Below are 21,115 nucleotides of genomic sequence, written 5' to 3' on the forward strand. Positions count from 1 at the left end.
ACTATTATTTTATTCCATTTGTTTTAATGAGTATATTGTAGTTAATAATTAACAAAATCACTTAAAATAATTGTTTAATCATGAAAAAATCACCTCTTTACCTGGCATTATTGGCCATTCCTTTCGTGTATAGCTGCACGCAGACTGGCAATAAAAGTTCCGAAAAAGCCGATACAACAATCGCCAGCAAAACCGATACCTTATTTGAAAAACAGTGTTTTGTAGCAATAGATGGTAAAGATACCGCTGATCTGAAGCTTACTACCTCTGAAGGAAAAGTATCCGGAACGCTGGTTATCAATTATTTTGAAAAAGGAAAGAATGACGGTCAGATTGAGGGAAAATATAGTGGAGATACTTTATTTGTAGATTATACCTTTAAAATTGGCAAGACTAATCAAACCATTTATAAAAACCCATTGGCTTTGTTGAAAAAAGACGGTAAGCTAATTCTGGGTGTAGGCCAGATCGAAACTACTTTAGGTCGTTCTTATTTTGCTAAAGACAAGCCTATTCGTTTTGATAAAGGACGTTTTACCTTCGAGCCCAAAGCATGTAAGTAAATAAGCGTGAATCTCGCCAATCTGTAAACCGTAAATAGTGCGGTGTAGCCAATTGGCGAGATTTTCATCATTCCTGTTTGATTACTTTAGCTTTTCTATCCGAAGGATGTAATCAATACCTCCGATAAATTCCACTCCCTTGGTCAATTGATCAGTAGCAGGATTGTATTGCCAGATGTAATCCCGGTCAGCGGCGTTTACCGCAATAAAAGCTTTTCCATCTTCCACAATAACTGCGTTAACCATACGCTCTCCTTTGTCTGCCGGTAAATCCAGTTTTTTGATCATAGAACCTGTTTTTACATCAATAATCCGGTAATAGTGGTCCGTATCGATAGATTCACCCGCTATTCTTGATCTTACAATTGCTTTACCATTGCCAATATACCACATGGCAGGTGCTTTTTCACCGTTGGCAGCAGCAGAGAAATTGAAAAAGTAGGTAGGATCTATTTCTGTTGATCCGCTTTTGATGCGGTACATTGCAGAGTTGGATTTGTAATCATAAATATTAACAGGATCGCTGATGAAATAAAGGTCATTGTTTTCATCAATAAATGAAGATGGTGCATAGACGCTGGAACCTCCCAGGCCATTGCTACGCGTTTCTTCTATTGATTTTTCAACGTTCATGCTGGTGTAGTCGATTACGGCCACATAAGATTTTGGATATACAGGCATCTGAGGGTAGTTCGTCCAATCATTAGAGCCAAACCCATAGCCCAGGAAAATTTTGTTATTTCTGTATTCTGCAAAACCTATATTGTAAACCTGAAATCCTGATGGAATGGCATTTAGCGTCAAGCGACCAATTTTTAAAGTCATTTTATCTACTTTAATGATGGCGTACCGTGCCTCACCCTTACCTTCTCCAATGATAAGCAGGGTATTGTTGTCAACCCATGTATAGCTTGCCCAGCTTAACCATGAAAAAGGAATCTCTTTGTCTGTAATTAACACGCCATTCTCTACATGGTATTTCCCTAAGCGGCCGCTTCCGGCATTGGCATGGTAATAGAAACCATCCTTTTGAATCACATCCTGGGCATAAACTTTTCCAGTCATTTCAGCACCATTTCCCTTCAGACTGATGGTGCCACTTGTCAGGGAAGGGATACCGGAAATATAATAAGCAATATTTGGCCAGCTGCCAATGCATAACACTGCGGAGTATTTTGTTCCTTCTTCAACATTGCCGGTATTTCTTTTTTCACATCCACTGATGCTGAAAAGTACCAGGAAAATGGCGATTAGTCTTAAGGATCTATGATTTATTCGTTTCATTTGGACGTTATATTTTTATGATTTGATATCTGATGTATAGTTTACTGTATAAAGTATCTTAGCTTGAGGGAGAATGATCTTCCCGGTTTTTGCAGTCTGAAATTGTCATAATTCAGCTGGTCTGTCAAATTTCTACACTCAGCAGAGATATTATATCTTCCGTTTTGGATGGAATAGCTCAAAGCCGCATTGTGTACAAATTGTGTAGGAATATCAGATTTTCCGTTTGGATTCCCTTTGCTTTCCCAGGTCAGATAAAACCAATTGATGTATTGACTGAACCAATTGAACTGCAGCCTGGTGTTTTTTCCGATCAGGTCATTTTTACCAATCGTAAAGTCGGCATTTCCGAACAACCAGGGCTGATTTGGAATTTTATTGTTGTAAGTGCCTGGAATATGATAAGATTCAGTTTGCCCATCCCTTGTCGTGTTGATTGCATTCTGATAGGTCATGTTCAAAGTGACAGAGAGCAATTGATCGTAATTGTAGCGGACTTCTGATTCGAATCCTGTGATGCGAACACTGGATTGGTTTTCATTTTTTAAGACGTTAGACCTTGCATCTGGTACAGGAAAGATGAAATCTTTTGCATTGCGGTAAAAACCGGATACCTCAATGAAGAATGAATTTTTGTCGATTCTGAATCCATAAAATGCGCCTATGTTGAAGTTGTTGCTGTTTTCTGGTTTCAGGTTTGGATTACCCTGAACATTTAATCCATCACCAAAAACTTCGTCCACTTCCTGTAAGCGGTAAGCATGCTCATAAGAAACTTTGATCCCCAGTTCCGGGCTGAGTTTGTATCTCGATGCGATTCCATAGCCCCAATTATTGGAAGTCGTGTCCTGAGCAATATAAGCTCCACTGATATATTTGGCCCGGTTTAATCCAAGGTTATAATATTTTGCAAAAATGGTGTTGACTAATTTTCCTTCAAGAAGGTCCTGTTGATACGCCAATCCCACAATTTGTTTGTTGATTTTTCCAGGTAAACTGTCCCGCTCAACTTGTAAGGTATTGTAGTTTTCGTTTTTCAGGTGATCAAGCGTGTAATTCAGGTTTATGGAGTGATTCGGACTGATCACATAGCTCATGTTGGCCATTGCATAGGTTCTTGGTCTTTTAATTACGCCGATGGTCTTAATCCCATTGCCCATTTCTGTATGACCACTTTCAAACCAGGTATTGCCCCAGTCATATTTACCAAATAAGGTATCAATAGTTCTATATGTGTCTGCTGATCGCGCTGCAAATGCACTGATGTTTAGTCCTTTGGTGAAAATATTGTCTTTCTTGTAACGTATAGTCGCACTTTTTGCATAACTGGTCCTTGAAACTGTACCATAAACTATTTTTTGTTCAAACCCTGTTTGCAAATCCTGATGTGCTTCGTTGTACCCTCCGCCAATAAACAAAACATCCGCCCATTTTTTATTGGTAATACCAGCTTCAAGTTGTGCAAGTGCAGAGAAGTATTTGTCGTGAGTACGCTTCACATCTCCCTGCACATATTCCAGTGTATACAATTCCTCTTCAGGTATAAACGGATTTGTTCTTGGCCCGGTATTCAATACATCTACACCCTTCATTTTGTAATTGTTATCAGATGAGTTCAGAAAACCACTGGCTTTTACAATTATTCCGGTTTTTTTATCAACCACCTGAGCGGTTAAGGCTGAGCGGTTGGTGTTAAATGAGCCATAGCTATGACTCACATCTAGATAATTGCTAACCTTTTGATTGGTGACAACATTTACCGCACCGCCCATAGCATCGGCACCCAGCTGTACAGGAACAACGCCCTTATATACTTCCAGCCTGTCTGCCAGGTTAACCGGTATATTGTTTAGTGACATAGCGCTACCCATAACCTCCATCGGTATACCATCAATAAAGAATTTAACTTGTTTACCTGACAATCCATTGATGGAGAATTTAAAATCAGAACCTAAGCCACCTTGTTCACGGATTCTTACTCCAGTGCTACGGTTCAGAATCTGGTTCAGATCGGCGGTAGTATTGGCAAACTTTTTAGTGTCAATCGCGTTAACTGCAAATCCTGATTCCTTCACTTGCTGAACCTTGGTCTTGCCGTCTATATTTACGTTGTTCAATTGCTGCCGGTCTGCCTTCAAGGCAAAATTAACTTTAACATCGCGATTGGCCAAAACAGTGACTGATTTTGAGGTTTTGATATAGCCAACATAGGATACTGTCAAGGTATAAGTGCCAGGTTTGAGCTGGCTGATCTCAAAATAACCCTCATTATTTGTGGTAACACCATTCTTTGTACCTAGAACTAATATGGATGCTCCTGTAATGGCTTCGTCGCCATCTTTTACGTAGCCAGATATAACTGTTGAACTTTGAGCGGAGGCGCTGATTGATATTGCGCTGAATAAAAATAAGAGTAGAATTTTCCCGTATGACATTTTTTAATAAGTGTAAAATTTGCAAACTCCGGCAAATATAGCTTATTTAGACTTATTATGAATTGTATAAGGGAAATATTATTATTTACTTTATTATCCACAATCAAAAGCAGTTTCACGCTTGATTTCCTTCAATACAAAACTACTGTTCAAATTGGAAATGGTAGAAAAAGAGGAGAGGTGCTTCATTACAAAGTCATGGTAGTCATTTACATCCCGAACGGCTATTTTCAATTGATAATCGTTACTTCCTGCAATGCAAAGTACTTCTAGTACTTCTTTGTAACTGGTGATCGTTTCTTCAAACGCTTTTAATGTTTGTAAACTTTGCTGTTTCAGCGTTACGGTACATAAAACCAGCAAATGTTTGCCTAGTTTTTCCCGGTTTACCAGGGCTACATATTTCTCAATGTAGCCTTCATGTTTTAAGCGCTTGATGCGCTCATAAGTTGGTGAGACGCTTAATCCAATCAGTGCAGCAATATCTTTTGCAGCCATGGATGCATCGCTTTGTAAGAGATTTAAAATTTGCGAATCAAATGTGTCTAATTTGTCTGTCATCGAAATATCCTGTAAACTTGAGAATTACCGTCTTAATCCGTAAAATAAATTGCAAATATATATATTATGAGTAATAATTACTGCTTTCTATTAAATGGAACTTATAAATATTTGTTTGAGTTAACTTTGCCGTATAAATATTTGAATATGGATACCAAACTTAATTTTGCTGATGGAGAAAGACTCCATACTTATATGAAAAAGGCGGAAGAACGCGCTAAGTATTTTATCGGCTATCCAATAGCACAGGATTTCGATTATTCGGAGCTTTATCCTCTGCTTAAATTTCCATTGAACAATATTGGTGACCCGCTTGTAGAATCTACCTACGACTTAAACTCCCGGTCACTCGAACAAGAGGTGCTGCAGTTTTTTTCAGCGCTATTCAATGCTCCTCAGAATAACTGGTGGGGATATGTAACCAATGGAGGTTCTGAAGGAAATCTGTACAGTTTATATGTTGCAAGGGAATTGTATCCCAACGGAATTGTATATTATTCAGAAGCTACCCATTATAGTGTTCAAAAGAACATTCAATTGTTAAACCTGCGTAGTATTGTGATCAGTACACAGGAAAATGGAGAAATGGACTATGACGATTTACGTCAAATGGTTCAGATGCACAGGGACCAGCCTGTAATTATACTGGCCAACATTGGTACTACCATGACCGAAGCTAAAGATGACCTGCAGAAAATTCAGGCAATTTTGAAGCAAATGGCCATCAAAAATCATTACATCCATTGTGATGCCGCTTTGGCTGGGACCTATAGTGCTTTATTGGATTTAAAACCAGGTTTTGATTTTACTTATGGTGCAGATAGTATCGCCATCAGCGGTCATAAATTTATCGGTTCGCCAATCCCTTGTGGAATGGTATTGGTTAAAAAGAATTATAAAGAACGGATCGGAAAAGCAATACCTTATATTGGCACGGTTGATACGACTATTACGGGTAGCAGAAACGGACATAGCCCTGTGTTTCTATGGTATGCAATTAAGAAACTGGGTAGGGAAGGATTAAGGCAGCGGGCTTTAGATTGCTTAAATATGGCGGCCTATGCTGTAAATCAATTGAATGAAATTGGTGTTGAAGCATGGAGAAACCCTTCTGCATTAACCATTGTGTTTCCTGAACCCTCACTTGCGCTTCGTCAACGTTGGCAAATCGCTACCGAGGCTGGCCGTAGTCATATCATTTGTATGCCTGGTGTAACCAAGACACAAATTGATCAATTCGTTGATGAACTGGAGGCAGAGCTTATCGGAAATACTGATTTAATTGCTCAGGAAGCGCTTGCTTAAACCTGGATCAAATAGGCGGTAGTTTTACGACCACTGCCTATTTGATATAAACGGTTTTTATATTTACAAATTCACGAATACCATATAAGCCGAGCTCTCTACCATATCCACTTTGATTAATGCCACCAAAAGGCAATCTTGAATCCGATTTTACCAACGTGTTTACAAAACAGGACCCGGCATCTAAGCGAGTTTTTGCAATCAATTCGCCCTGTTTTACATTTTTTGTAAATACTGCCGCGCCGAGGCCGAATGAAGTGTCATTGGCAATTCGAATCGCATCTTCAGTATCCTGAGCGGTGATCATCAAAGCCACTGGCCCAAAAAGTTCTTCTTCATAGGCTGGCATTCCTTTTTTAATACCAGTCAATATCGTTGGGGTGTAAAAAGCGTGTTTTAGATCTGGATCAGGAATTTCGCCACCCAATAGGCAATGTGCACCAGCTTCAATATTTGCAATCACCTGTGCATGTAATTCATCACGCAGATCTATTCTTGACATCGGGCCGAGATCAGTCCTGGCATCCAAAGGATCACCGGTTATTTTGGCCTCCATTTTTTGTTTAAAAAGTGCTAAAAAAGGCTTCTCTATGGTTTTAACCATGATAAAACGTTTGGCTGCAATGCAACTCTGACCATTGTTGATCAAGCGGCTTTGTACACAGATTTCTGCGGCCTGTTCCAGATCCGCATCCTCTAATATCAGATAGGGATCACTTCCGCCCAATTCAAGTACGGTCTTTTTTAACAGAGATGCGGCTTGCCGGGCAACCTCCACCCCGGCATGGGTACTTCCGGTGAGCGTTACGGCTTTAACTTTAGGATGTGCAATAACTTGTTTAACTGCAGTGCTACTGATGATGAGCGATTGAAATACATGTTTTGGGAAACCTGCATGGCGGATAATTTCCTCTATCGCAATGGCACATCCGCTAACATTGGATGCATGTTTCAAGAGTCCGCAATTACCCGCCATTAATGCCGGAGCCAGAAAACGAAACAATTGCCAGAAGGGGAAGTTCCACGGCATGATGGCCAATACAACGCCCAGCGGCTGAAAACTGACATAACTTTTACTGGCCTCGGTCTTAACCAACTCATCTTCCAAAAAGCTTTTGGCATTTTCTGCATAATAAATACACACAGCAGCGCATTTTTCCAGCTCAGCAATCCCTTCCTTAAGAGGTTTTCCCATTTCAAAAGCCATCAGTTTAGCTAGTTCTTGCTTTCGCTGATCCAGGATGGATGCGGTTTTTTTTAGTAATCGAGCCCGTTCTTCAAAATCGCTATTGCGCCACTTTAACCAGGCCGCATGGGTATCGTCGATTTTTACAGCAATGTGTTTTTCAGAATCTTCTTTATATTTTTTAACCAATTTTCCATTGGTAGGGTTCACAGATTGAATGCTCATATTTGGATAGATGATGACTAAGATTAACGCCTTCGTGGCTAAAAAATTACTTTTTGAAAGAAGTTTTATTAAAAGAACAGAATTTTGGAATGGTTAACGCCACATCCGTGTAAAAAAAATAGAATTATATTTTGAAAATAGATTTAAAATATAATTATGTATCGTATTTTTGCAAAAAAATTCAAAAAATGACTCGTAAAAATAGTAATTCGGACAAAGAAGTTGATGTTGTACTGATTGGAGCAGGCATTATGAGTGCTACTTTAGGGATGATGCTTAAGGAGCTGCAGCCAGATATCACTATTGAAATTTTTGAACGACTGGATGTTGCTGCTGCTGAGAGTTCTGATGCGTGGAACAATGCCGGAACAGGACATTCTGCATTTTGTGAGCTGAACTATACACCTGAAAAGCCAGATGGATCTGTAGACACTAAGAAAGCAATCAGCATTGCTGAGTCTTTTGAAGTATCCAAACAATTTTGGTCTTTCCTGGTTAAAAATAAATTGGTAGGATCTCCTGAAAACTTCATTAAGAGCATTCCACACATGAGTTTTGTATGGGGACAGGATAATGTCGACTTTCTCATGAAACGTTATACCAAACTTCAGGAAAGCGATTTGTTTAAAGGCATGGTCTATTCTGAAAATGCAGCGCAACTGAATGAATGGATGCCTTTGGTCATGAATGGTCGTGGTCCGGATGAGAAAGTTGCGGCAACAAGAATGGAGATGGGCACTGATGTGAACTTTGGCGCATTGACCAGAATGATGTTTAACGATCTTCAAAAAAGAGAAGGAGTAAAGCTTCATTTCCACCATGATGTTAAAAAACTGAAACAAAAGGATCAAAAATGGGAAGTAAAGGTTAAAAATGAAACGAATAGCCAAAAGCGTGTCATTAAATCGAAATTTGTGTTTATTGGTGCCGGGGGCGGTTCTTTGCCATTGCTTGAAAAGGCAAACATACCAGAGGGCAATGGTTTTGGAGGTTTCCCGGTGAGCGGGCAATGGCTAAAATGTATCAATCCTGAAATTATTGAACAACACCATGCTAAAGTTTATGGAAAAGCATCAGTAGGTGCACCACCTATGTCTGTTCCTCACCTGGATACCCGGATGATTGATGGTAAAAAAGCCCTTCTTTTTGGTCCTTATGCCGGTTTTTCAACCCGTTTCTTAAAACATGGATCTTTGCTCGACTTACCCTTATCCATTAAGATTAACAACATCCGTCCGATGATTTCTGCAGGCCTGGACAATTTACCGCTGACTAAATACCTGATTGATCAGGTTCGTCAGTCGCCTGAAGATCGCATGGAAGCTTTAAAGGAATATTTACCAACGGCTAAAATGGAAGATTGGGAATTGGAAACAGCTGGTCAGCGGGTACAGGTAATTAAAAAGGATGAAGAGCACGGTGGTATCCTTGAGTTTGGTACCGAAGTGGTAACTGCTTCAGATGGTTCTATTGCTGCGCTATTGGGCGCTTCTCCGGGAGCATCTACTGCCGTTTCTATCATGATTACTTTAATGGAGCGCTGTTTTGTAGAACAAATCAAAACTCCGGAATGGCAACAAAAATTAAAGCAAATGATTCCTTCCTATGGTGAAGTTCTGAATGGGAATCCTCAGTTAACCGAGAATATCCGCACACAAACTTCGCATGCTTTAAAATTGAATTAATTTTCAACCCGATTATACAAAGCCGTATCATTAATTCTGATGCGGCTTTTTTTATGCCTTTCTTCTCGTATCTTTAAACAAATGAGGTAATCCCTGGTTTGTATTGGTATAATAATTGAATGTATTGTTCCAGTCCATATGGATTAACCTCATACTAACCTTTAATTGATTTAAGATGCCCCGCTGGTCTAAAATTACGCTGAAAATATTCGCCGGATTAGTTGCACTAATACTTGTGATATACGTTGCCATTGCTGTATATGTAAATGCGAATAAAAAGAGCTTACTGGATAAGCTCAATGTGCAACTGAATAAGAATTTAAACGGATCAATGGTGATTGGCGGTATGGATCCCACTTTTTTAAAAGGGTTTCCGGGTGTGTCTTTAGAACTGAAAAATATTGTGATCAAGGACAGTCTCTGGGCTACACATCATCATACTTTACTCGAGGCGAGTAGTTTCGATGTTGCAGTGAATGTTTTTGCATTACTAAAGGGAACAGTTGAGATTCAGAAATTGGGGATTAACAATGCCACTATTTACTTGTATACCGACAGCAACGGCTATAGTAATACTGCAGTTTTTAAGAAGAAAGAAAAAAAAGCACCCACACCAAAAGGAGAAAATTCCTCTTTTCCTGAAATAAAGAAACTCACCTTAAATAATGTAAATTTTGTGGTTGACAATCAAAAAGGTCACAAATTATTCCACTTCGTGGTCGATGAGTTGAAAGGAAAAATTGATTATCCGATACTGGGGGGATGGGATGCTGAATTGAAATTGAAAACCCTGGCTAAAAGTCTCGCTTTCAATACACGGCGCGGTAGTTTTATTAAGGATAAGCTGTTAGAGGGTCCATTTAAACTAAGCTATAATGATGAGACCGGTATTATACACGTAAATCCCAATAAATTAAATATCGGTGATGACCTCTTTATTATTGGTGCAACATTCGATACATCGAAAGAAAACACAGATTTTAAAATCAATATCGAAGCACCGGGTATTTTATGGAAAAATGCAGCAGCCTTGCTTGCACCAAACATTACCCAGAAGTTGAATATGTTTGATCTGAATAAACCAATTCATGTAAATTGCACTTTAGCCGGCGACATGGGGCCAGGTGGCGATCCGGCTATAGACGTCAAGGCTATTGTCAAAAACAATGTATTGACTACACCCGGCGGCGTAGTGGATCAATGTAATTTTACTGGCTTTTTTACCAATAACTATGTAAATGGCAAAGGTTTTACGGATGCGAACTCAGCCATCAAATTATATGGTTTTAAAGGTGCTTATAAACAAATTCCTTTTTCAATCGATACAGCCTTTATCAATGATCTGGACAATCCTGTAGCTACAGGTGTTTTCAAGTCCCAGTTTGACGTAGCTAAATTGAACAATGTGGCAGGCACAGAGACTCTGAAATTCAGTAAGGGCACTGCCGATGTGAAGCTCGCTTACAGGGCCGATATTGTAAATTTCCAGTTGAATAAACCATTGTTATCGGGCGTGGTCGATATCAAAAATGCCGATGTAAATTACGTACCCAGGAAGTTGAACTTTACCAATACAGCCATTTCACTCAATTTCAGCAATAATGATTTATTCATTAAAAACATCAGGTTACAAAGTGGCAAAAGCGTGGTTTTTATGGACGGAAGCATCAAGAATTTTTTAAACCTGTATTATACCGCACCTGAAAAAATCCTGCTGAACTGGAAAATCAGAAGTCCGGAAATTCATTTGGGAGAGTTTCTTGGTTTTTTAGGAAGCAGGACAGCAGCAAAAAGAACAACAAAAAAGGCCAAAACCAGTTTCTCTGAGGATTTAAACTCGGTATTCGAAAAGAGTAATGTCGACATGCATATGCACCTTGATAAGGTATATTACGAACGCTTTGTCGCCACAGATGCCAATGCCGATCTCTTACTTTCCGAGTCTGGGATAGCCATTAAAAACGTAACCGTTAAACACGGTGGCGGTAGGCTCAACCTCAATGGGAACATTACACAAAAAGGCAGCTCTAATCAATTTTCTATCAATACAACAATTGCCAATGTTGACGTAAAGAATTTCTTTTATTCGTTTAAGAATTTTGGCCTCACCAGCCTGACTTCACAGAACCTTCGCGGTTATCTTTTTTCTAAAATTAACCTGCGTGGTACGGTTACAGATCAAGGTAAACTGGTTACCAATTCCATGAATGGTAACCTGACCTTTGATTTAAAAAAAGGTGCTTTAGTTAATTTTGACCCGATCATCAGCGTAGGTAAATTTGCTTTTCCTTTCCGGGACCTCAACAACATTACTTTTAGCAATCTGAATGGGAAACTTGATATACGTGGACAGAAAATTACCATCAATCCGATGCAAATCAATACCAGTTTATTGAATATGGATGTTGCAGGTGTTTATTCTATGACCACAGGAACAAATATTGCCGTAGATGTTCCCTTAAGAAACCCTAAAAAAGATGCCGATATTACCGATAAAGAAGAGATTAAAGCACGTCGGATGAAGGGTATTGTATTGCACCTGCTGGCAACAGATGGCGATGATGGCAAAATAAAAATCAAGCTCAATAAGAACCGGGATAAAAGTAAGTAATCGCTTAGTTTAGTAGTTCTATAGATTTTTTCTTTATTTTAGGGCTTTATATTTGTTATTATAACCTGAACTAAACCATGAACAAGCCGATACTTGTTTTAAAACTAGGAACCGCATCCATTACCACTACCAAAGGAGAGCTCGATGAGCTGGTCATCGCAGACATCACCAGACAAGTTGCTGCCATTTCTGATAAATATCGTTTAATACTGGTTTCTTCCGGCGCCGTAGCCGCAGGAAAGCAGTTTATTAAAAACTATAAAGGCAAAATTTCTGAAAGAAAGGCAGCTGCATCCATTGGAAATCCTTTGTTGATCAATACCTATTCAAAACATTTTAAACCTTATCAAATCTCTATTGCACAGAGCTTGTGTGAAAGACAGCACTTCTCTAACCGTAAGCAGTTTTTACAGTTGAAAGAGACTTACGAGGAACTTTGGAAAAATGGGGTAATCCCAATTGCCAATGAGAACGATGTGGTGAGTAGTCTGGAACTTAAATTTTCTGATAACGATGAACTGGCCACGCTTCTTGGTGTTGGTTTCGGTGCTTCCTTAATACTTTTAGGTACTTCTGTTCCCGGGGTGCTTGATAAAGAGGGACTTGTAGTTCCTAAAATCGAAACCATGAACAACGAAGTGTTTTCTCTGGCGAGTAAAAATACTTCTGCTCTGGGTTTAGGAGGGATGATCTCAAAACTGACTTTTGCCAACCTGGCCGCTGCCATGGGAATTAAGGTTGTGATTTTTGGTGCCAGAACTCCGGAAGGAATCTTACAGGCGATCGACGAAAAAACGGGAACGGTTTGTATGCCTAAGAATTGTTCTATTCCGGCAAGAAATAAATGGTTGGCCAGTGGTAGCCTCGTAACCGGTCGACTTATGGTGGATGAAGGTGCCTGTGAAGCCATCCGTAAACGCAAAAGCTTGCTTGCCGTTGGTGTACTTCAGGTAATCACAAAATTTGCCGATGGCGAGATCTTTGAGATTGTAGATGATCAGCAACATATTGTAGCCGTCGCCAGGGCTAAAGCATCTGCACAAGACATTACTAAAAATTTAAAACAGCATAACCTGGAGATAGCCAATGCCAGCGATATCGTAATACTGTAATCATGGAATCAATTGAACAGCAATTAATCAATGCGAAAAACGCAAAGTTGGCCATCGCCTCGCTAAGTGACCTGGATAAAAAAAAGCTGATTTATGCGCTTGCTGATGTGATCAAAGCAAATTCCGCAGAGATTATTAATGAAAATCTTAAAGATCTTGTGAAATTATCAGATACTGATCCGAAGAAAGACCGGTTATTACTTGATGAGTCCCGGATTCAAAGCCTGGCCAACAGTTTGATCGATGTCGCTAATTTGCCCGACCCGACCAATCAGATCCTGTCTACCAAAACCCTGGATAACGGTCTTTTTGTACAAAAGAAAACGGTGCCCATAGGTATTGTTGGTGTAATCTATGAGTCCAGGCCCAATGTGACCATTGATGTCGCTTCATTGTGCATCAGATCTGGCAATGTTTGCCTTTTGCGCGGCGGACAAGACGCTTTTCACACCAATACCTGCATCGTATCCCTGATTCAACAAGTGTTGATAGAACAGGGACTGGATAAAAATGTAGTTCAGCAATTACCTGCGGACAGAAAATACATCCTGGAGATTTTACAAGCCGAGAAATACATCGATGTAATCATTCCACGCGGATCCAATCAACTTATTGAATTTGTGCGTAAAAATGCCTTGGTACCTGTTATTGAAACGGGCGCTGGAGTATGCCATACCTATGTCGAAAAAACAGCAAAATTGGAAACAGCGGCGACAATTGTACTCAATGCGAAAGTATCAAGACCGTCAGTTTGCAATGCTTTGGATACTGTGCTGGTCGATAGTGCCATTGCCCAATCCTTTCTGGAAATCCTGGGTCCGCTACTAGCTAAGCATAAGGTAGAAATATTTGCTGATCAGGAAGCTTACCAGCTATTGAAAGCTTTAAACTATCCCCATCTTCAAGCTGCAACGGCGGCGGACTTTGGTCGGGAATTTCTTGATTATAAATGTTCTGTGAAATTGGTGGACGGGCCGGATGAGGCATTAGCGCACATATCCGAATTTTCTTCAAAACATTCTGAGGCCATCTTAACGGAAAATGCAACCATCGCGGAAAAATTTCTGGATGCTGTGGATGCCGCTGTAGTTTATCTCAATGCTTCAACACGGTTTACCGATGGGCAGGTATTTGGTTTGGGTGCAGAAATTGGAATCTCTACCCAGAAATTACACGCCAGGGGGCCTTTTGCACTTGAAAAACTGGTGACCGAGAAATGGGTGGTGAAAGGCAGTGGTCAGATTCGTTAGTGCTTAGTATGGTAAGCCATTGTGTTGGATTTCCCCTTTTTGGGGAAATTATTGGACAATAGTTTTCCATTTTTGAAGTACAGCTTTAGTTTTATGACAATAGAACGAGTAAGGCAAATTGGTCTGAATTTTGAAATTACTTCCGGTCTGGAATAAATCAAAATGAATTGAACGCGGAAAGTTTACTTAAAATGCTTGAGGTAATAAACGGTCAAACTGTTATTTTTTTAAACAGTGATGGTCTTGTCAGCGCATTTAGTTTGAGTGCCCAGCGTTTAACTCTGTACAAGCCTGATGAAATTGTTGGAAAGCACTTTAGCACTTTTTATCAGCAGGAAGACCTTTCCAACCGCATTCCCGAAGTATTTATGCAGCAGGCAGTAACTGAAGGAACTGCCCAAAATGAAGGCTGGCTGCAAAGAAAAGATGCAGAAGTTTTTTGGTCTTATACCTGTATGGCTGCCGAATATGATGAGCGAAAAAGGGTTACAGGCTTTGCATTGCTCATACGGGATGAAACAGAAAAGTATTTATCTAAACAGGTTGTCGATGAGTACATCCGAAAGTTGGCGCTCAAAAAGAAAGAGCTTGATCAATTTGTATACATCGCCTCTCACGATTTACAGGAGCCTTTGATCAATGTCCGGAATTTTGTTGAATTGTTCCGCATGGAATATCTGGAATCTTTTGATCAAGATGCACATTTGTATATGCAGAACATCGATGCGGCCACAGAAAAAATGCGGAACCTCATCAAAGGCTTATTGGATCATTCCAGGTTGAGTATAGACCAGACTAAGGTTGTTATCGACTGTAACTCACTTATGAACGATTTGCTACCACGCCTATCCGGCGTCATCAAATCAAAGGGAGCCAGAATTCACTATGCCAATTTACCGGTACTAAATGGTTTTGAATCTGGTATAAAGCAATTGTTTGGACACCTGATCGGCAATGCGCTGAAATTTTCAAGAGCAGCAGTAAAGCCCAAAATAGAGATTGGAGCTTTCAAAGAGGGGGATTTCTGGAGGTTCGAATTTTCAGATAACGGGATTGGTATAGAAGATCGTTTTAAGGAGAAAATATTTGTCATGTTTCAGCGCCTACATGGAGCTGAAATTTATCCGGGCGATGGCGTAGGCTTAACACATTGCCGAAAAATAGTGGAGTTGCATGGGGGGCGAATATGGGTAGAGTCTGTAATTGCTGAGGGCAGTAAATTCTGTTTTACGCTAAGCGCGAATTAGGGTTTAGTTTCATGATTGTTAACGCCAAATATAAATGTATTAAACATGAAGAAATATAAAGATCTTGATCGGATATTGCTAATTGATGATGACATGGCTACAAATTTTATTCATCGTAAAATTGTAGAAAATTCGAGTATCCAGGTCGATGTCAAAGCAATCACATCTGCGAAGGAAGCCTTAGATTACCTCACCTGCTCTGGTGTATACGTAAATAATGACCAGGTTTTAAATGCAGGAATTATATTTCTGGACATCAATATGCCGGGTATGAATGGCTGGGATTTTATGGAGGAATATAAAAACCTGGATGAAAAAAAACGGGCAAGAATTGTTGTGGTCATGTTAACCACTTCGTTGAACCCAGATGATCAGGCAACTGCCGCTAAATTTAAAGATATCGCTACTTATTTATCCAAACCTTTAAATGCAGCAGCAGTCGCGCGAATTGCTGATCAATATTTTAAAGAAATTACAACGGAATGATCCGGAGCTTAAGCTTCCAGATCATTCATAACAGCTTTAATTTTACTTCCCAGTTCTGCATCTACTGATTTGAAATCAGATTTGTGCTTCAAGGGAGCATTTACACTGCAATAGAATTTAATTTTAGGTTCCGTTCCAGATGGGCGGGCAGATACAATACTTCCGTCTTCAGTGATAAATTGAAGTACATCAGATTTAGGAAGTTCAAGTGCTGTTTTTGAACCTGTTTTTAAGTCTGTTTCTACGCCAAGTTCATAGTCTTTTAAAGTTGCGATTTTAGATCCACCAAGTGTTACAGGTGGGGTACTCCTGAATTTTTCCATCATTGCTTTGATTTCCTCCGCACCGGTTTTACCTTTTTTGGTGATTGACACGAGTTCTTCTTTATAGAGTCCGTAAGTTACATACATATCCAATAGCGCATCATATAAGCTACTGCCTTTATCTTTGTAAAATGCCGTCATTTCTGCAATAAAAGCACAGGAAACAATAGCATCTTTGTCCCTTACCAGGTCGCCGATTAAATAGCCATAACTCTCTTCACCACCGCCGATAAAGGTTTCTTTACCTTCCAGTTGAGTCATCAGCTGCCCAATCCATTTAAATCCGGTTAAAGTATTATAGAATTTTACCTTTTTCTCATTGGCAATAGCCTCAATCAGGTTAGAAGTTACAATGGTTTTAACAATGTATTCATTTCCAGTTAGTTTTCCTTTTTCTTGCCATGCCGTAAGCAGGTAATGAATCAACAAGCTACCGGTCTGATTTCCATTCAGCAAAACAAATTCTCCATCATTGTTTTTAACGGCAATACCTACACGGTCTGCGTCCGGGTCAGTCGCCAAAACCAGATCCGCATCGATATCCTGTGCTTTTTTCAAAGCAAGGGTCAAGGCTTCTTTTTCTTCGGGGTTTGGATACACTACGGTAGGGAAGTTGCCATCAGGTTTGCTTTGTTCTTCCACAAGGGTCAAGTTGCTAAAGCCAAATTGTGCAAGCGCTTTTGGAACCAGGGTAATTCCTGTGCCATGAATTGGCGAATAAACAATTTTTAAATTCGTCTGACGGGCAATAGCTTCTGGAGATACTGATAATGCAGTGATTTTATCCAGGTAAAGCTGGTCAATTTCTTCGCCGATCAAACTGATCAATTCGTCTGCACGGTCAAATTTAACTTCGTCGATGCTTTTAATTTTGGCTACTTCGTCCATGACAAGGCTATCATCAGGAGCGGTGAATTGTCCGCCGTCTACGCCGTATGCTTTATAACCATTGTATTCTTTTGGGTTGTGTGAGGCTGTTAACATGACCCCACTTTTACATCCCAGTTGGCGGATGGCAAAAGAAAGTTCCGGTGTAGGTCGCAGTTCCTTGAAAAAATAAACCTGTATGCCATTTGCAGAAAATACATCAGCTGTGATTTTCGCGAAGTAATCTGAGTTGTTGCGGCTATCGTGAGCTATAGCTACTTTAATTTCCTGGCCTGGATATTTTTTGTTCAGGTAATTTGCCAGTCCCTGAGTTGCGGTACCAATCGTATACTTGTTGATCCGGTTTGAGCCAGGTCCCATGATGCCACGCAATCCGCCGGTTCCAAATTCTAAATTTCTATAAAATGAATCCGTAAGCTCAGTATAAGATTCTGCATCTAATAAACTTTGAATTTCTGCTTTAGTCTTTGTGTCGTAATTGCCGTTAAGCCACTCATTTATAGTGCTTAAGGTCGCTGGTTCTAATTGCATATATTAAGATATCGGTTTTGTATTTTTCTCCTCTTTAACAAATAATTGGGCGCTAAGTTTTGATTTACGGTAACACACTGATATTTGTCCAAATTTTATTTCGTCAATTTTGCACTTATTATGCGCTATTTATTTAAATTCACGCCAAAATGCAAGTATATAACCATTTTAGCTAAATATAAATACTTGCAGCAAATAAATATAGCTTTTATGAGCTTTTAACCTTAAAAAAATAAATTATTACCATTAATAGCTATTGCACCTGGTGTAATGGTTACCAGACCACTAAAAACAATATAAAAATTATGAAAGTATTAAAGTTTGGAGGTACTTCTGTAGGAAGCCCTGAGCGGATGAAAAAATTGCTGGACATCATCAATCCGGCAGAAGAACAAATTGTCGTATTATCAGCGGTGTCTGGTACTACCAATAGTTTAGTAGAGATTTCAGCCAAACTTTTAAAGGAAGATAAACAGGTGGCGTTAAGCTTAATTAACGCATTGCACCAAAAATATAATGAATTTGTTGTTGAACTTTTAGCAGAAGGCGAATTCCGTGCGCAGGGACAGGAAGTGGTGGATTATCACTTTGGCTTTTTAAATACGCTGGCTAACGATATTTTTACTCCCGTTGAGGAGAAAGTTGTATTGGCACAGGGAGAGCTATTGTCTACTACATTGTACCACATTTATTTGAAGTCTATAGGCGTACCTTCTGTATTGCTGCCGGCGCTTGACTTTATGAAGATTGATGAGGACAATGAACCTGATGTTCCATTCTCTACCAAAAATCTGGGACCACTTTTAGCACAGCACAAAGGAAATAACCTGTTCATTACCCAGGGATTCATCTGCAGGAACAGTTTTGGGGAAGTAGATAACTTGCGTCGCGGTGGAAGCGACTATACTGCATCACTGATTGGTGCTGCTATTATGGCTGAGGAAGTTCAGATCTGGACGGATATCGACGGAATGCACAATAACGATCCACGTATTGTAAAGGGGACGAAACCCATTTCGCACTTGTCATTTGACGAAGCTGCTGAGCTTGCTTATTTTGGTGCAAAAATTCTGCACCCGCAATCTGTTTTTCCAGCTCAGAAATACAAGATCCCGGTTAGGTTATTGAATACCATGGAGCCTCAGGCTGCTGGAACGTTGATTTCCGTTAATAGTGAAAAAGGAAAAATCAAATCTATCGCAGCCAAAGATGGCATCACCGCTATAAAAATTCACTCCAGCAGGATGTTACTGGCTTACGGTTTCTTAAGAAGGGTGTTTGAGATATTTGAAAGGTATAAAACACCAATCGATATGATCACCACTTCTGAAGTTGCCGTTTCTTTAACCATTGATTACTTAGATAACCTGGATAAAATTGTCGAAGAGCTTCATGCTTTTGGATCTGTCGAGATTGATAAGGACCAAAGTATTGTTTGCGTAGTAGGTGATTTCAGTGCCGAAAAACATGGTTATGCTGCTAGGGTACTGGATGCCATCAAACACATCCCCGTGCGCATGATTTCTTACGGCGGCAGCAGCTATAACATTTCTTTACTGATCAATACAGGTGACAAAACCGAAGCTTTAAAGAGCTTACATAACAGGTTATTTGAATAAAAAAGAATAAGGGCTATTTGTGTCTGATCCAGACCAAAATCCCAATAATGATAAAAACGAGTGCGATAAGGATTCTGATTCTTCTATCGTACTCCTTTTTATTGATCTTCTGGTTTCTAAAATCAATATAGTTGCCCAGTTGAATTAAACCGAGTATAAGTACAAAAAATATAACAAGAAATCTGAACATTATGTTTTCTAATAAAGATAAAGCGCGATTTGCAAATGTAGAAACTCCTTTCTATTATTACGATCTCGATTTGCTGCAAAAAACTTTAAGTTCTTGTGCTAACGCCGCGAAGGTATATAATTTCCATGTGCATTATGCCATGAAAGCAAATTTCAATCCTGCGGTATTGGAAAAAATTAAAGATACCGGGTTTGGTGCCGACTGCGTAAGCGGGGGCGAAGTAACCCGTGCAGTAGCAGTAGGCTTTAACCACCAGCAAATTGTTTTTGCGGGTGTGGGTAAGTCTGATAAGGAAATTAACGATGCCCTGGATCAGGATATCTTCTGCTTCAACGTGGAATCCATTCAGGAACTTGAAGTAATTGATGAACTGGCCGCTAAAAAAGGCAAAAAAGCCAAGGTGGCGATTCGTATCAATCCAAATGTGGATGCACACACCCACCACAACATCACTACGGGACTGGACGAGAATAAGTTTGGTATCAACTCCTGGGATTTACCTTCCTGCGCAGAAACTTTAAAAACTGCAGTGAACCTGGAGTTTATTGGTATCCATTTCCACATCGGATCTCAGATTACCAATCTGGATGTTTATAAAAACCTTTGCATTCGTGTCAATGAATTTGCTACCTGGTTCGAAGAGCGTGGTTTTGCCATCAAAGTGTTAAATGTTGGCGGTGGCTTGGGTATCGATTACCACAATCCTGATCAACAGATTCCTGATTTTGAAGCATATTTTAAAATATTCAATGATTTCCTGGAAGTGCGAACCAACCAGGAGGTTCATTTTGAGCTTGGACGTGCATTGGTAGGTCAGTGCTCTTCTTTGATCAGTAAGGTATTGTATGTGAAAAACGGAAAGAAGAAAAATTTCATCATCCTGGATGCTGGTATGACGGAACTGATGCGCCCGGCTTTATACCAGGCTTACCATAAAATTGAAAACATCAGCAGGGCTGAGGAGGATCACAACACCAAATACGATGTTGTCGGGCCAATTTGTGAAAGTACCGATTGCTTTGGTAAAGAGGTGGAATTGCCGGAAACATCAAGAGGGGATTTAATCGCCTTACGCAGCACCGGAGCTTACGGTGAAGTGATGGCGTCGCATTACAACTTACGTGAAAATGTAAATGTATTGCTAAGCGAATAAGACATTTGGTAATTACATCAGGTGTACTGATGTAATTACCAATATTGTTCTTTTTTATGGACTGAAAACAAGCGGGCTATTCTTCAAAAAAGTCTAGCAAGCCACCCAGGAAATATTCATTTAACCCAGTTGTAAAATCTTCAAAATCCTCGTCCGGGATATTGGTTTGTGCAAATTCCAGTGATGTTCCTTTTTTGTCTGCATGAAATTTAATGGTTACGATAGAAGGCTCACCTTCTTCACCAAAATACCATTGCTGTACGATCTTTTTGCCGTACTCAAATTCCAGATTTTTCCCTACAATATCGCCATCCCAGAAAGAGAATTCTGTGCCGGGTTCTTCCGTAAATTCAACCTCCGCGCCAGTCCACAGTTTAATGCTTTGGGCCTTCGTCATGGCGAGGTATACCTCCTCAGGAGGAGCGGGAATGTAATGGTACTTTTTAAAATTTTTCATCTTT

Annotated in this window: 16 protein-coding genes; 10 read left to right on the forward strand and 6 right to left on the reverse strand. The window is 39.8% G+C overall.

The genetic code is table 11. The features are described from left to right. The first annotated feature begins 80 nt into the window (after nucleotides 1-80). Entirely contained in the window at nucleotides 81-563 is a 483-nt protein-coding gene (locus tag IM797_RS16480; RefSeq protein ID WP_194128246.1) for a hypothetical protein, read from the forward strand. A gap of 81 nt (nucleotides 564-644) precedes the next feature. Here the strand turns inward: IM797_RS16480 and IM797_RS16485 are convergent, their stop codons facing one another. The 3 genes from IM797_RS16485 to IM797_RS16495 form a co-directional block, all read right to left on the reverse strand. Further along, the gene (locus IM797_RS16485; protein ID WP_194128247.1) at nucleotides 645-1,847 is read right to left on the reverse strand and encodes a DUF4374 domain-containing protein; all 1,203 of its coding nucleotides are present in this window, start codon (nucleotides 1,845-1,847) and stop codon (nucleotides 645-647) included. 41 nt (nucleotides 1,848-1,888) lie between these two features. Beyond that, nucleotides 1,889-4,282, reverse strand: a complete 2,394-nt coding sequence (locus IM797_RS16490; RefSeq protein ID WP_194128248.1) for a TonB-dependent receptor — start codon at nucleotides 4,280-4,282, stop codon at nucleotides 1,889-1,891. Between the two features lie 93 nt (nucleotides 4,283-4,375). Beyond that, entirely contained in the window at nucleotides 4,376-4,843 is a 468-nt protein-coding gene (locus IM797_RS16495; protein ID WP_194128249.1) for an Lrp/AsnC family transcriptional regulator, read from the reverse strand. Nucleotides 4,844-4,990: 147 nt separating this feature from the next. Between IM797_RS16495 and IM797_RS16500 the strand changes: the two genes are divergently transcribed. Further along, nucleotides 4,991-6,148, forward strand: a complete 1,158-nt coding sequence (locus tag IM797_RS16500) for a histidine decarboxylase (protein ID WP_194128250.1) — start codon at nucleotides 4,991-4,993, stop codon at nucleotides 6,146-6,148. A gap of 37 nt (nucleotides 6,149-6,185) precedes the next feature. Here the strand turns inward: IM797_RS16500 and IM797_RS16505 are convergent, their stop codons facing one another. Next, nucleotides 6,186-7,559 carry an NAD-dependent succinate-semialdehyde dehydrogenase gene (locus IM797_RS16505; RefSeq protein WP_194128251.1) on the reverse strand — a complete coding sequence of 458 codons (1,374 nt, stop codon included), beginning with the start codon at nucleotides 7,557-7,559 and terminating at the stop codon, nucleotides 6,186-6,188. Between the two features lie 188 nt (nucleotides 7,560-7,747). Between IM797_RS16505 and IM797_RS16510 the strand changes: the two genes are divergently transcribed. From IM797_RS16510 to IM797_RS16535, 6 genes are all read left to right on the forward strand, one after another. Further along, nucleotides 7,748-9,244 carry a malate:quinone oxidoreductase gene (locus IM797_RS16510; RefSeq protein WP_194128252.1) on the forward strand — a complete coding sequence of 499 codons (1,497 nt, stop codon included), beginning with the start codon at nucleotides 7,748-7,750 and terminating at the stop codon, nucleotides 9,242-9,244. A 175-nt stretch (nucleotides 9,245-9,419) separates the two neighbouring features. Then, nucleotides 9,420-11,855 carry an AsmA family protein gene (locus IM797_RS16515; protein ID WP_194128253.1) on the forward strand — a complete coding sequence of 812 codons (2,436 nt, stop codon included), beginning with the start codon at nucleotides 9,420-9,422 and terminating at the stop codon, nucleotides 11,853-11,855. 77 nt (nucleotides 11,856-11,932) lie between these two features. After that, complete coding sequence (proB, locus tag IM797_RS16520; protein ID WP_194128254.1) at nucleotides 11,933-12,967, forward strand: glutamate 5-kinase; 1,035 nt, start codon at nucleotides 11,933-11,935, stop codon at nucleotides 12,965-12,967. Between the two features lie 2 nt (nucleotides 12,968-12,969). After that, complete coding sequence (locus tag IM797_RS16525; RefSeq protein WP_194128255.1) at nucleotides 12,970-14,217, forward strand: glutamate-5-semialdehyde dehydrogenase; 1,248 nt, start codon at nucleotides 12,970-12,972, stop codon at nucleotides 14,215-14,217. A 191-nt stretch (nucleotides 14,218-14,408) separates the two neighbouring features. Continuing rightward, nucleotides 14,409-15,464, forward strand: coding sequence for an ATP-binding protein (locus tag IM797_RS16530; protein ID WP_194128256.1), 1,056 nt, complete (start codon nucleotides 14,409-14,411; stop codon nucleotides 15,462-15,464). Between the two features lie 45 nt (nucleotides 15,465-15,509). After that, nucleotides 15,510-15,950: a response regulator gene (locus IM797_RS16535; RefSeq protein ID WP_194128257.1), complete on the forward strand. Its 441-nt coding sequence runs from the start codon at nucleotides 15,510-15,512 to the stop codon at nucleotides 15,948-15,950. A gap of 8 nt (nucleotides 15,951-15,958) precedes the next feature. Here the strand turns inward: IM797_RS16535 and IM797_RS16540 are convergent, their stop codons facing one another. Continuing rightward, on the reverse strand, nucleotides 15,959-17,692 hold the full coding sequence (locus tag IM797_RS16540) for a phospho-sugar mutase (RefSeq protein ID WP_194128258.1): 1,734 nt from the start codon (nucleotides 17,690-17,692) through the stop codon (nucleotides 15,959-15,961). A gap of 305 nt (nucleotides 17,693-17,997) precedes the next feature. Between IM797_RS16540 and IM797_RS16545 the strand changes: the two genes are divergently transcribed. Together IM797_RS16545 and lysA are read left to right on the forward strand one after the other, a co-directional pair. Next, nucleotides 17,998-19,311 (forward strand): aspartate kinase, encoded by a 1,314-nt coding sequence (locus IM797_RS16545; RefSeq protein WP_194128259.1) that lies wholly within the window; start codon nucleotides 17,998-18,000, stop codon nucleotides 19,309-19,311. Between the two features lie 191 nt (nucleotides 19,312-19,502). Continuing rightward, nucleotides 19,503-20,654 (forward strand): diaminopimelate decarboxylase, encoded by a 1,152-nt coding sequence (lysA, locus tag IM797_RS16550; RefSeq protein ID WP_194128260.1) that lies wholly within the window; start codon nucleotides 19,503-19,505, stop codon nucleotides 20,652-20,654. A 76-nt stretch (nucleotides 20,655-20,730) separates the two neighbouring features. Here the strand turns inward: lysA and IM797_RS16555 are convergent, their stop codons facing one another. Beyond that, a complete protein-coding gene (locus IM797_RS16555) occupies nucleotides 20,731-21,111 on the reverse strand; it encodes an SRPBCC domain-containing protein (RefSeq protein WP_194128261.1) in 381 nt (126 codons plus the stop codon). Nucleotides 21,112-21,115: the final 4 nt, after the last annotated feature.

It is taken from the genome of Pedobacter sp. MC2016-24, assembly GCF_015223055.1.
Lineage (GTDB): Bacteria > Bacteroidota > Bacteroidia > Sphingobacteriales > Sphingobacteriaceae > Pedobacter.

Coding starts and splice junctions, on each gene's coding strand:
- IM797_RS16505 (WP_194128251.1), bottom strand. CDS start 7,559: ATGAGCATTCAATCTGTGAACCCTACCAATGGAAAATTGGTTAAAAAA.
- IM797_RS16535 (WP_194128257.1), top strand. CDS start 15,510: ATGAAGAAATATAAAGATCTTGATCGGATATTGCTAATTGATGATGAC.
- IM797_RS16500 (WP_194128250.1), top strand. CDS start 4,991: ATGGATACCAAACTTAATTTTGCTGATGGAGAAAGACTCCATACTTAT.
- IM797_RS16545 (WP_194128259.1), top strand. CDS start 17,998: ATGAAAGTATTAAAGTTTGGAGGTACTTCTGTAGGAAGCCCTGAGCGG.
- IM797_RS16490 (WP_194128248.1), bottom strand. CDS start 4,282: ATGTCATACGGGAAAATTCTACTCTTATTTTTATTCAGCGCAATATCA.
- IM797_RS16555 (WP_194128261.1), bottom strand. CDS start 21,111: ATGAAAAATTTTAAAAAGTACCATTACATTCCCGCTCCTCCTGAGGAG.
- IM797_RS16525 (WP_194128255.1), top strand. CDS start 12,970: ATGGAATCAATTGAACAGCAATTAATCAATGCGAAAAACGCAAAGTTG.
- IM797_RS16530 (WP_194128256.1), top strand. CDS start 14,409: ATGCTTGAGGTAATAAACGGTCAAACTGTTATTTTTTTAAACAGTGAT.
- lysA (WP_194128260.1), top strand. CDS start 19,503: ATGTTTTCTAATAAAGATAAAGCGCGATTTGCAAATGTAGAAACTCCT.
- IM797_RS16515 (WP_194128253.1), top strand. CDS start 9,420: ATGCCCCGCTGGTCTAAAATTACGCTGAAAATATTCGCCGGATTAGTT.
- IM797_RS16495 (WP_194128249.1), bottom strand. CDS start 4,843: ATGACAGACAAATTAGACACATTTGATTCGCAAATTTTAAATCTCTTA.
- IM797_RS16485 (WP_194128247.1), bottom strand. CDS start 1,847: ATGAAACGAATAAATCATAGATCCTTAAGACTAATCGCCATTTTCCTG.
- IM797_RS16540 (WP_194128258.1), bottom strand. CDS start 17,692: ATGCAATTAGAACCAGCGACCTTAAGCACTATAAATGAGTGGCTTAAC.
- IM797_RS16510 (WP_194128252.1), top strand. CDS start 7,748: ATGACTCGTAAAAATAGTAATTCGGACAAAGAAGTTGATGTTGTACTG.
- proB (WP_194128254.1), top strand. CDS start 11,933: ATGAACAAGCCGATACTTGTTTTAAAACTAGGAACCGCATCCATTACC.
- IM797_RS16480 (WP_194128246.1), top strand. CDS start 81: ATGAAAAAATCACCTCTTTACCTGGCATTATTGGCCATTCCTTTCGTG.